Source organism: Janthinobacterium sp. 1_2014MBL_MicDiv (assembly GCF_001865675.1).
Taxonomy (GTDB): domain Bacteria; phylum Pseudomonadota; class Gammaproteobacteria; order Burkholderiales; family Burkholderiaceae_D; genus Janthinobacterium.
This window is the reverse complement of the sequence record NZ_CP011319.1, coordinates 1,143,613-1,155,312: the sequence shown is the minus strand read 5'-3', so window position 1 is coordinate 1,155,312 and position 11,700 is coordinate 1,143,613. Positions and strand designations below refer to the sequence as shown.

Sequence of the window (11,700 nt, the reverse complement as noted above, 5' to 3'; positions counted from 1 at the left end):
CATCGATTGCTGTACCATAAGCACTCTCCTTACCGTCTGGCAACGTACCAGTCGGCATCCTCCGTCCATAAGGAAACTCATTTGACCACCATCCAACTCATCAGCGCGATCGTCTTCGGCCTTGCGCTCATCCACACCTTCGCCGCCAAGTCGTTTGAAACCTTGGCAAACCGCCATCCGCGCCATGCGGGCTTGCTGCACCTGCTGGGCGAAGTAGAAGTTGTGTTCGGCTTCTGGGCCTTCATCTTGATCATCATCATGGCCTTTGTCTCGGGCGGCGATGCGGCCATCGAATATGCCGAGTCGCGCCAGTACACGGAGCCACTGTTCGTCTTTGTCGTCATGGTGGTGGCCGCCTCGCGCCCCGTGCTCGACGCCGTGCAGCGCCTGCTGAAAGGAGTGGCGCGCGTGATGCCGCTGCGTACGGAACTGGCCCTCGTCTGGCTGGGCCTGGCCCTCGTGCCCCTGACGGGCTCGATGATCACGGAACCGGCCGCCATGACCCTGGCCGCGCTGATGCTGGCGCCGCAAATCTTTCGCCCGGGCATCCCTGAATGGCTGAAATACGGCGCCCTGGGTGTGCTCTTCGTCAACGTTTCCATCGGCGGCACCTTGACCTCGTACGCGGCGCCGCCCGTGCTGATGGTCGCCACCACCTGGAACTGGGACAGCGCCTTCATGGCCAGCCATTTCGGCTGGAAAGCGGCCATCGCCGTGCTGGTCAACGCCACGGGCGTGAGCATCCTGCTGCGCAAATACCTGCATAGCAACACGTCCGACATCAAGCCGAAATCCGGTGAAGTGGAAGCGCCGAAAGTGCCGCTGGCCATCAGCCTCGTGCACATGATCGTGCTCGCTGGCGTGGTGGCGCTGGCGCACCATCCGGTGCTGTTCATCGGCCTGTTCCTGTTCTTCCTCGGCTTCGTGCAGGCCTATGAGCGCTATCAAAGCCCGCTGATCCTGAAGGAAGGTTTATTGGTCGGCTTCTTCCTCGGCGGCCTGGTGGTGCTGGGCGGCATGCAGCAATGGTGGCTGCAGCCCATCGTTTCCAGCCTGAAACCGCTGGCCCTGTTCTTCGGCGCCCTCGGTTTGACGGCGATCACCGACAATGCCGCCCTGACCTACCTCGGTTCGCTGATCGTCGGCATGACGGACGAAGCGAAATACATGCTGGTGGCAGGCGCCGTGGCCGGCGGCGGCCTGACCGTCATCGCCAATGCGCCGAACCCGGCTGGCGTGGCCCTGCTGCGCCGCGGCTTCAAGGATGAATCGATCGGCGCCGTCGGCCTGCTGGCCGGCGCCCTGCTGCCAACGGCCGTGGCGGCCCTCGCCTTCCTGGCCCTGTAAGTTTCGTCAAGGGGCGGCCGCCAGCCGCCCCTGTTCCCCGCTGTTTCCTTCCGCTGTTTCCTTCCGCAGTTTCCCTCCTCAGTTTCCCTCATATACGAGGAAGTGCAGGCGGTCGTAGAACAGGCTGTACGCATAGTCGAACGTGCCCACGCTGCGAAAGCCCTTGTGCAGGTACACTTGCAAGGCTTCGCTCTTTTCCCACACCGTCAGGGTGATCCGCGCGCAGCCCTTGCGGCCGGCCAGGTCGCGGATTTCATTGAACATCTGCTTGAACAAGCCCTGCCCCCGGTATTTCTCGTCGATGGCCAGGCTGCTGACGAAGCAATCGTCGGCGCGCGCATGCGCGAGCACGAATTCGTCATAGGCGTCATCGAGCGCCTTCATGTCATCGCGGTAATACGAGACGGCGCCGCAGGCCTGGAACTCGGCCATCGTCGCGGCCGTGAAAAAGCCGATGAAGCGCTCGTCCTCGTCGTGCAAGCCATGGATATGCGCCAGGTAGGGCTCGATATTCTGCCGCCGCTGCAGTTCGACGAATTGCAGATTCAATTTATTGCCGAACGAGCAGTACTCGAGATAGCTGGTGGCGAACAGCAATTTCGCCATGCGGTTCTTCGCTTCGTCGCCCAGCAGTTCGCCGGGTACCAGCCTGAGCGGGGCATGCGACAGCAAGCCCGCCTGGCCCTCGTCTTCGGCCATGGTGGCATCGTTGGCTGCCGGCATGCCGCTGCCGTGGCGGCCCACGGTGGGACGCCAGAAGGCGCCTGCGGCGATATGCATGGAACGGTGGGCCACCAGGTAGCGGCAAAAGATGGCATTCACGCGGTCCAGCTGCGGATCGTCCGACAGCACAGAGTAATAGTGGAAATGATCGATTTCCGCCCGCAATTGGGCAGCATACGCCATGCGCGGCACTTCCTCGATGTCGAACACATCGACGACATTGACCAGGCTCAAAGGATCATCGAGTTGCCAGTCGATATCGTCCAGTCCGGCGATGCAGCGCACATACGCGCGCCGCTCTTCCGCGCTGAGGGGAATGTGCATGTCCGTGATGATGTCGTCGAGCAAGCGCATGCCGCGGATGCCGCCCACGACGCTTTCGCGCACGCCGTCGTACAGCACGCAATAGCGTTGGTAGAACTCGGCATGACTGAGCAGGGTCCGGCCCAGATGCTGCTTCCATTCGGCATAGAACTGGCCAAACAGCCGCGCTTCGAATTGCGGGCAGGAACGGGGAATCTGCTGGTCGATGCCCGCATAGGCGCGATTCACATTGCGCTGGATCGAGCGCAGTGCCGCATCATTGCGCTTGGCGATCAGCATGCCGGTTTCATCGAGAAACAGATTCATCCAGCTCACATGATGGCGCGTGTCCCCAGCGTCGCCGTTATTGCGCTGGAAATAATCGGGCACTTCCGGCTTCATCAGGAAGATCGTCGCCGGATTGTGCGGGATGGTGTCGACATCCATATAGATGCCGCCGTATTCGCACATGATAAGGATGCGGAAATAATCGGACAGGGTGGCGAAATAGCGCTGCGCATGCAGGGTGTCGAGCAAGTCGAAGCGTTCCGGCGCGAAATCCAGCGCCAGCGCGCGCAGCGAGTTGATATGCAGGGTCGTGCCGCCGAAGGCGTAGCGGCCGACCGTGTAGCGCCCGGCCCCGCCCGTCGGGCTGAAGCGCTCGTCGTTGCGCAACTGCCCCGCATCCCACACCCACAGGATGGAGACATACGGCGCGCCGCCATTGTGGCGCACCTCGTCGAGCGCCGCGCCCCACTGCTGTATCGCCTCGGCCGCGATGGCCGGCAATTGCCCGCCCATCCAGATGCGGTGCAGGTAGCGCTCGTCGTCGCCGAGCGCGCGCGTGGGGATGCAGCTCAGCGATGAACAGCTTGCCGCATTGAAATGCGTAAAATTGGCGCCGATGAAACTGCGCAGGGCGGCAATGCCGGCCTGGTGTTCCTCGGCCATCTGCGCGCTGCCGGCGCCGGCCGGCCCCGCATCGGCCAGCTTGATGTAATCGAGTTTCAGCTTATTGATGCGAAACTCATATTCCAGGTTGAAAATCTTTGCTTGATCGTGTTTTGAGGCCAGGTCATCTATTTTCATGAACGCACCATCTTCCACAGGAGAGTGTAGGTAAACTTCGTATGAGGTAAAACAAGGTCAACAACACGCGCATCGTTGCGCCATCAACGCTGGGGCAGCAGCACCTCGCTTCCCCGGCGCCCCGCCATGCCCCGCGTAAATATCAGCAGGCAAGCCACGATGATCAGAATGACGGGAAGATTCAGCAGCGCATACGTTTCCAGCGCATAGCCGAAGCGCTGGCACAGCACGTTGTACAGCTGCAGCCAGGCGGACAAATAGACGCAGTACAGCAGGCTCATGGCGGCCGTCGTCAGGGTCAGCGATTCCTTGCTGGCCGTAATCGCGCTGCGGATCAGGGCGCCGTTGAACAGGCCGAAACCGATGGAATAGACAAACATGCAGGCCGCAAACACATCGACGTGATGGCGGCCCGCGCCGGCGCCCAGCATGCCGGCCGCGGCGACCAGTCCGCCCATGCGCAGCAGGGAGACGAGGGGAAAGTCTTGCCGCAGGCGCTGGATGGCGATGCTGCTGAGGACAAAGCCCGACAGGATCGCGCATTGCAGCGCGATATAGGTGGCGTAGGACGCGCCCATCTCCTGCAGCACGAAGATGGGCGAAAAGCCGATCCAGGCCGTCAGGGGCACGGTGGCCAGCCCTGCCGTAAACATGCCGAACATGAAGCGCCCGTTGCCGAAGATGCGCGCATAGCTGCGCACGATGGCGCCGGCATCGAGCCGCGGCCGCGTCACGGCCATCTGCGGCATGCACTTGAACAAGCCCAGCAGGGACAGCAGCGCCAGCAGGCCGGAGAGGAAAAACACATAGCGCCAGTCCAGCTGGCTGAGGATGGCGCTGCCGAGGATGGGCCCTGCCAGGGGCGCGAGGATGGTGGTGCTGGACAGAATACTGCTGAGTTTGACGGCCGCCATGTCATCGAACAGCTCATGGATCATGGCGTAACCGACAAAGATGAAGCAGCAGCCCATGCCCTGCACGAAGCGCACGGCGAGAAATTGCTCGATCGAGGTGGCAAACGGCACCGTCAAGGTAGCCAGCAAGAACAGCGTATTGCCCGTCAACACCAGTTTGCGCTTGCCGATATAGTCGGCCAGCGGCCCGAGGAAAATCTGCAGGGAACTGCCGCCGAGCAGATACAGGCTCAAGGACAGGGGAATGAACTTTTGATCCGCCTGGAACTCGTCGACGATGACCAGCATCGCCGGCATGATCATGTCATTCGACAAATAGATATTGAGCTCAAATACGAGGAAAAACGCAAAAAACCATAGCAGCTGTCTGGACTTGATATACATGGCGACTTCCGTAACGTAGGCGGCTGCCGGCGGCGCTTCCCTCTCTCCAGGGAGTGGCGCGGCAAGCCGGGCCCAACACTGATAACGTGTACCAATTGTATACCACTTAGTGTTTTTTACTGCTATTTTTGTTATTTTTAAATACCGCAACAATACCACTTGCGTGAAAATCACGGCACGGCCATATGCGATGCGATGGAGGAAAAAGCGTGCAGGCGGCCTGCCGGCGCGCTTGCGCGGCCGCGCGGCGGCAAGCCCGGCGCCACGCCAGGCCGGAGAAAGCAGGTGTACCAGTGACGGCCGCGCCGCAGCACGGCGCAGTCCGGCACCTTATCGGCAACCTATCGGCAACTCAGGCGCGGCGGTGGCGCGCGAAGAAGTCCAGCAGCATCTTGCTGGCGTCGGGCCTGGCCTTGTCGTTGAACGGCAGGCTGGCGTCGCCGCCGCTCCAGGCGTGCTCGAGGTGCTCGATCTGCGCCACGCGCAGCAGCACATCCTTGCCCACCTGATAATCATGCAGCGCATATGCATGGGCCGGGTTGCGGCTGCCCGCCGCCCCCGCCGGCAGGCGCTGCGCCGTCACCAGCGTGTCGGCCGGCATGCGGTTCACGCGCAGGCTCTGGCGCACCAGCTGCGCCTGGTTCACGGGGCGCACCACCTTGTCTGACAGCCCTTGCAGCAGCAGGGTGGGCAGGCGGGGAAACGCGGGCTGGCGCGCCAGCAGCTCGTCGATGGCCGCGTCCATGCGGGCGGCGGCGCCATGCTGCATCACGTTCAGCGCGCCGATCAGGTTATGTCCGGCGCCGAACACGGGCCCCGAATGCAGGCCCAGTGCGGCAAACAGCTGCGGGTGATTCAGGGCCACGATATGCGCCATGCCGGCGCCGGCGGAAATGCCGCAGATATAGATGCGCGCGCGGTCGATCGCATGGCGCGCCGCCACCTGCTCGATGGCGCCGACGATCAGGCGCGCATCGCCGCCGCCCTCCTGCGTCAGCCTGTCGTACCACTTCCAGCAGCGCCGCGCATGCGAGCGCATGGACTGCTGCGGATACAGCACGGCATAGCCCTTGCGCTCGGCCAGGCGGTTCATGCGCGTGCCCTCGGCAAACTGCGTGGCGCTCTGCTCGCAGCCATGCAGCATCACCAGCAGCGGCCGGCCACGCCTGCTCATGACCGCGTTCGGCGGCTTGTCCGGCAAGTACAGGAAATAGCTCAGGCGCCGGCCCGGCAACTGTCCCAGCTCCGGCAACGGCGCATAGTGGGCGGCCAGCCACTTGCCCGGCGCAGGCGCGGGCCGCTTGCGCGCGCGCGGCGGCGACAGCGGCGTGGCGAAGGGCGCCAGCGCCGGTGCGGCGGAACGCGCCAGCGCGTCGCCGGCAGGCTTGGCGGGCTTGGCCACGGTCTTGCCCGCGGTCCTGACGATGCTCTTGCTCACGGCCTTGACCCTGACCTTGCCACGGGGCTTGGGCTTGGCGGGCACGGGGCCGAACAGCACCTGCGCCAGCTTGGTCGCCGTGCGCTGCTGCGCCTTGCCGACGCGCAGCAAGCCGCGCAACCACTTGGTTGCGGGCTTCACCATGGCAAGAAATCCGTCTGTCGCTGTGGAGCATGGCGCCGGGTCGTCGAACTGCCTCGTTGCGTAATCAGCATGCGCGCTCTCCTCCGTTGAGCACATAGAGTACCGCAATTGGCTTACGGCACCGTACGTTTGCCCGCATATAAAAGTGCCCCGGACACCATTGAGGCAGATCAAGCGCGACCTTGGCCGTATGCTTAATCTGGGTGTTCGATCAGCACTTCACACAGGAGAGAACACCATGAGCTATCTGGACCGAGACATCTTGGGCATGTACCGCAACCACGACGGCCCCGGGCCAGCCTTGATGGGTGCCGACACCCTGATTGGCGACGATGTCTACAATCACAGCGATGAAGAACTGGGCGACATCAAGGAAATCATGCTCGACATGCGCACGGGCCAGATCGCCTATGCCGTGCTGTCCTTCGGCGGCATCCTGGGCATGGGCGACAAGCTGTTTGCCGTGCCCTGGGAGCGCCTGACGCTCGACCCCGTCAACAAGCGCTTCCTGCTGAACGTGGAAAAAGGCCAGCTGAAAGACGCGCCCGGCTTCGACAAGAACAACTGGCCGGACATGGGCAGCGACGCGTGGAACCAGCAGATGGAAGCGTTCTATGGCAGCGGCACGCGCTACGGCAGCATGGTGGGCGGGCGCATGCAGTCCGGCAGCGACCTGCGCGGTGGCGCCAGCCTGCAATCGGACAGCGAAGGCAGCCTGTCCGGCACCTCGATGAGCGGCAGCCGCGCCGGCACGGGCAGCAGCCAAAGCGACCTGGCTGCCCGCTCCTCGCTCGGCGATGATGATGGGCTGGACAAGCGCAATTGATCAGGCAGGCCCCGGGGACGTGTCGGTCGGCGTACGTCGGCGTAGGTCTGATTAGCGGCGCAGCCGCGTAATCCGACACCACCTGTGATGCCACCGACACCCCACCGCCGGCCCACGACATCATCCACCGCTCGCGCCAACGATGTTGTCGGATTACGCGCGCCCTTTGGACGCGCTCATCCGACCTAGCGCTGCATCGATTCCCATACCTTTTGCAGACGCTTGGCAGACACGGGCATCGGCGTGCGCAATTCCTGCGCAAACAGGGATACGCGCAGCTCTTCCAGCATCCAGCGGAAATCGACGAGTTTCGGGTCCGTGTTCTTGCCAGCCTGGCGATCCTTGGCCTGGCGCAAATACGGCGCGGCCGCCGATTGCCACTCGGCCATCAACTTGGTGTCGCGCGCGGGGTCAGCACGCAATTTTTCCAGACGCACATTGATCGCCTTCAAATAGCGGGGGAAATGCGCCAGTTGCGTGTACTCGTTTTCCGTCAGGAAGCGCTTATGCACGAGGCCCTGCAGCTGCGCCTGGATATCGGTGGCGGCCGCGGCGGGAATGTTTTGCAGGCGTTTCGGCAAACCGTGGAATTCCGTCAGCACTTGCGACAGCAGGCGGGCAATTTCATTAACCAGCAACACCAGGCGCGACTTGCCCTCCGCCTGGCGCTTGGCAAACGAGGCGGCGTCCAGCGGCAGCGGATCTTGCAAACACGCAATATCGAGCGCCTTGTTGATGATTTGCTCGCGCAGCTCCTCTTGCGAACCGAGGGCCATGAATTGCATGCCCATCTGCTGCAAGCCGGGGATGCTTTTCTCGACGTACTTGATCTGCTCCTTCATCTGCAGCGCGAACAGGCGGCGCAAGCCAACCTTGTGCGTGCGCGCGGCCACGGTGGGATCGTCGAACACTTCGAGGTCGCAATGCGTACCCTTGTCGACCAGGGCCGGGAAGCCGATCAGGGTCAGCTTGCCCTGCACGATTTCCAGCAGTTCCGGCAATTCGCCAAAGGTCCAGCCCGTCAAGCCCATGTGCTGCGACACGGTGGCATTCGCGGATGCCGGCACTGCCGCGGCAGCGCCCTTGGCGGGTGTCCCGCCCTTGCCCGCCACGGCAGTGGCGCCCTGCGCCTGCGCCTGCAGCCGCGACGCCACTTGCGCGCCCGCCACGCGGACAGCAGGCGTACCCGCGCCCGATACGCCAGACACCTCCGCCAGCTTCTGGAAACTCTGGCGCGCCTGGCCGCCGAATTCCGCCTGCAAGGTGGCCAGGTTGCGGCCCATGTCCAGCTGGCGGCCATGCTCGTCGATCACCTTGAAATTCATGAAGTGATGGGCAGGCAGGGTTTCCGGCTTGAAGTCCGTCGTCAGCACGTTGATCGTGATCTGCGTGCGGATGTCGGCGATGATGGCGTCGATCAGGTCGCCCCGGCCAAACACGCCCGCCGCGTGCACGCGCTCGCAGAACCTGGCCGCGTAATCGGGCAGCGGCACGCAGTGGCGGCGCAGCTTTTGCGGCAGCGATTTCAACAGCAGGTGCACTTTTTCCTTCAGCATGCCGGGCACCAGCCATTCGCAACGCTCGCGCGGCAACTGGTTCAACGCATACAACGGCACGCTCAAGGTGACGCCATCGCGCACGCTGCCCGGCTCGAAGTGGTACGTGAGACCCATCTCCAGGCCCGTCACGGACATGGTTTTCGGGAACAGATCCGTCGTCACGCCGGCCGCTTCGTGACGCATCAGCTCGTCACGGTTCAGGTACAGCAGCTTCGGATTCTCGCGCGTGGCATCCTTGTGCCACTTCTCGAAACCGGCGCCATTGCACACGTCGGCCGGCAGCAGCTTGTCGTAGAAGGCGGCGATCAATTCATCGTCGACCAGCACGTCGAGGCGGCGCGATTTGTGTTCGAGGTTTTCAATGTCCTTGATCAGCTTGTGGTTGTGCGCAAAGAACGGCGCGCGCGTGTCGAAGTCGCCGCCGACGAGGGCGTCGCGGATGAAGATTTCGCGCGCTTCCGGCAAGTTGAAATTGCCGTAATTGATGCGGCGCTGGCTGTACACCACCAGGCCATACAGGGTCGCCCGTTCGGACGCCGTCACCTGCGCCGAGCGTTTTTCCCAGCGCGGTTCGCCCCACGATTTCTTCAGCAGGTGCTCGCCCACTTTTTCCAGCCATTCGGGCTGGATCTGCGCCACGCAGCGCGCGTACAAACGCGTCGTGTCGACCAGCTCGGCCGCCATGATCCACTTGCCCGGCTTTTTCAGCAGCGAGGAACCGGGCCAGATATGGAACTTGATGCCGCGCGCGCCCAGATAGCCGGCGCCCGGCTCGTCCTCGCCCTTGAAGCCGATATTGCCCAGCAAGCCGGTCAGCAAGGCCATGTGCAGATTATCATAGGTGGCCGGCGCTTCGTTCAGGCGCCAGCCCTGCTCCTTGACGATGGTCAACAACTGCGAATGCACGTCGCGCCATTCGCGCAAGCGCATCTGCGACAGGAAATTCGTGCGGCAGTTGTCCTGCAACTGGCGGTTGGTTTTCTTGTGCTCGATGGCGGACTCGAACCAGCGCCAGATTTTCAGGTAGCTGAGGAATTCCGACTTTTCATCGGCAAACTTCTTGTGCGCCTCGTCGGCCGCCTGCTGATGCTCCATCGGGCGGTCGCGCGGGTCTTGCACGGACAGGGCCGAAGCGACGATCAGCACTTCCGTCAAACACGCGTTATCGAGCGCGGCGAGGATCATGCGGCCCACGCGCGGGTCCAGCGGCAGCTTGGCCAGCTTGTTGCCCAGCGGCGTGAGCTTGTTGACCTCGTCGACGGCGCCCAGTTCCTGCAGCAATTGATAGCCGTCGGCGATCGCGCGCGCCAGCGGCGGCTCGATGAAGGGGAAGGTTTCCACGTCCGTCAGGTGCAGCGACTTCATGCGCAGGATGACGGCGGCCAGCGAGGAGCGCAGGATTTCCGGCTCCGTGAATTTCGGCCGCAGCAGATAATCCTGTTCTTCGTACAGGCGGATGCAGACGCCGTCGGCCACGCGGCCGCAGCGGCCAGCGCGCTGGTTGGCGGCGGACTGCGCGATCGGCTCGACCTGCAGCTGCTCGACCTTGTTGCGGTAGCTGTAACGCTTCACGCGCGCCAGGCCCGCGTCGACCACATAGCGGATGCCGGGCACGGTCAGCGACGTTTCCGCCACGTTGGTGGCCAGCACGATGCGGCGCGCATTGCTGGTCTTGAACACGCGCTCCTGCTCCTCGGCCGACAGGCGGGCGAACAGCGGTAAAATTTCCACATGCGGCGGATGGTGCTTGCGCAGCGCTTCGGCGCAGTCGCGGATTTCGCGCTCGCCCGGCAAGAACACCAGCACGTCGCCCGAACCGATGCGGCACAGTTCTTCCACGCCATCGACGACGGCATCCATCAGGTCGCGCTTTTCGCGCGCGGCGGCGGTCCTCTGCCCTGGCTTGTCGGCGTTCGCGTTGGCGCCCGGCATGGCCACCTGCTCGCGCTCCACGGGGCGGTAGCGCACTTCCACCTGGTACAGGCGGCCCGACACTTCGATCACGGGCGCGGGTTTCTCCGGCGTGCCGAAATGCCGCGCGAAACGCTCGGCGTCGATGGTGGCCGAGGTGATGATGATCTTCAGGTCGGGCCGGCGCGGCAGCAGCTGCTTCAGATAGCCAAGCAGGAAATCGATGTTCAGGCTGCGCTCATGCGCTTCATCGATGATGATGGTGTCGTAATTTTTCAACAACGGGTCGGTCTGCGTCTCGGCCAGCAAGATACCGTCCGTCATCAGCTTGACGGATGCGCCCTTGGTCAGCGTGTCGGCGAAGCGCACCTTGAAACCCACGGTTTCGCCCAGCGGCGTGCCGAGTTCCTGCGCGATGCGCTTGGCCGTCGACGAGGCGGCGATACGCCGTGGCTGCGTGTGGCCGATCAAGCCCTTCTGGCCACGCCCCAGTTCCAGGCAAATCTTCGGCAGCTGCGTCGTCTTGCCGGACCCCGTCTCGCCCGAGACGATGATCACCTGGTTTTCCGTCAGGGCCTTGGCGATTTCGGCGCGGCGGCCCGAGACGGGCAAGTCTTCCGGATAGGTGATCGGCGGCAGCGGATTGCGGAACGCCTTCTCGGCCTCGCGCGCGGCGCGGGCCGTGTCGCGGCTGTCGCGGTTTTCATGATGCTCGCGGCCGGCCGGCGTATTGCGCGGCGCCTGTCCCTCGCGTGGCGGGCGCGCAGGCTGGGGCTTGCCCTCTCCGGCGCGCTGCTGCTGCTGTTGCTGCCGCTGCTGCTGTTTCTGCTGCTCCGCGCGCGGCGATTGTGGTCTTTGCTGGCTCACGGGCGGGCGCTGGCGGCCGCCATCGCGCGGCTGCGCGGGGGCAGCCGCTGGCGCCGTGGCGGTGTCGCCGGCCCCGGAAACGGGCGCAGGAATAGACACATTCGCAACAGGGGAAGGAGGGGAAGACTTATTGCTGGCTGAAGACATTGTTTTTTACAGGTATTTTAAGCGCGCACATCGCGCAGCGAATTATAA

At 63.6% G+C, this 11,700-nt stretch carries 6 protein-coding genes; 2 read left to right on the top strand and 4 right to left on the bottom strand.

The window, feature by feature from the left end:
* Positions 1-81 precede the first annotated feature (81 nt).
* Positions 82-1,347, top strand: a complete 1,266-nt coding sequence (locus tag YQ44_RS05085) for a putative Na+/H+ antiporter (RefSeq protein WP_071322457.1) — start codon at positions 82-84, stop codon at positions 1,345-1,347.
* A 78-nt stretch (positions 1,348-1,425) separates the two neighbouring features.
* On the opposite strand, the gene YQ44_RS05080 is transcribed toward YQ44_RS05085, so the two are convergent.
* The 3 genes from YQ44_RS05080 to YQ44_RS05070 form a co-directional block, all read right to left on the bottom strand.
* Positions 1,426-3,462, bottom strand: coding sequence for a GNAT family N-acetyltransferase (locus YQ44_RS05080; protein WP_071322456.1), 2,037 nt, complete (start codon positions 3,460-3,462; stop codon positions 1,426-1,428).
* 83 nt (positions 3,463-3,545) lie between these two features.
* Positions 3,546-4,673, bottom strand: a complete 1,128-nt coding sequence (locus YQ44_RS05075; RefSeq protein WP_232251053.1) for an MFS transporter — start codon at positions 4,671-4,673, stop codon at positions 3,546-3,548.
* Positions 4,674-5,112: 439 nt separating this feature from the next.
* Positions 5,113-6,342, bottom strand: coding sequence for an extracellular catalytic domain type 1 short-chain-length polyhydroxyalkanoate depolymerase (locus YQ44_RS05070; protein WP_071322454.1), 1,230 nt, complete (start codon positions 6,340-6,342; stop codon positions 5,113-5,115).
* 238 nt (positions 6,343-6,580) lie between these two features.
* Here YQ44_RS05070 and YQ44_RS05065 point away from each other — a divergent pair, with 238 nt between their 5' ends.
* The gene (locus YQ44_RS05065) at positions 6,581-7,168 is read left to right on the top strand and encodes a PRC-barrel domain-containing protein (protein ID WP_071322453.1); all 588 of its coding nucleotides are present in this window, start codon (positions 6,581-6,583) and stop codon (positions 7,166-7,168) included.
* 185 nt (positions 7,169-7,353) lie between these two features.
* On the opposite strand, the gene hrpA is transcribed toward YQ44_RS05065, so the two are convergent.
* Positions 7,354-11,652: an ATP-dependent RNA helicase HrpA gene (gene hrpA, locus YQ44_RS05060; protein ID WP_442905895.1), complete on the bottom strand. Its 4,299-nt coding sequence runs from the start codon at positions 11,650-11,652 to the stop codon at positions 7,354-7,356.
* Positions 11,653-11,700 lie beyond the last annotated feature (48 nt).

Coding starts and splice junctions, on each gene's coding strand:
- YQ44_RS05080 (WP_071322456.1), bottom strand. CDS start 3,462: ATGAAAATAGATGACCTGGCCTCAAAACACGATCAAGCAAAGATTTTC.
- YQ44_RS05075 (WP_232251053.1), bottom strand. CDS start 4,673: ATGCCGGCGATGCTGGTCATCGTCGACGAGTTCCAGGCGGATCAAAAG.
- YQ44_RS05070 (WP_071322454.1), bottom strand. CDS start 6,342: ATGGTGAAGCCCGCAACCAAGTGGTTGCGCGGCTTGCTGCGCGTCGGC.
- YQ44_RS05065 (WP_071322453.1), top strand. CDS start 6,581: ATGAGCTATCTGGACCGAGACATCTTGGGCATGTACCGCAACCACGAC.
- hrpA (WP_442905895.1), bottom strand. CDS start 11,652: ATGTCTTCAGCCAGCAATAAGTCTTCCCCTCCTTCCCCTGTTGCGAAT.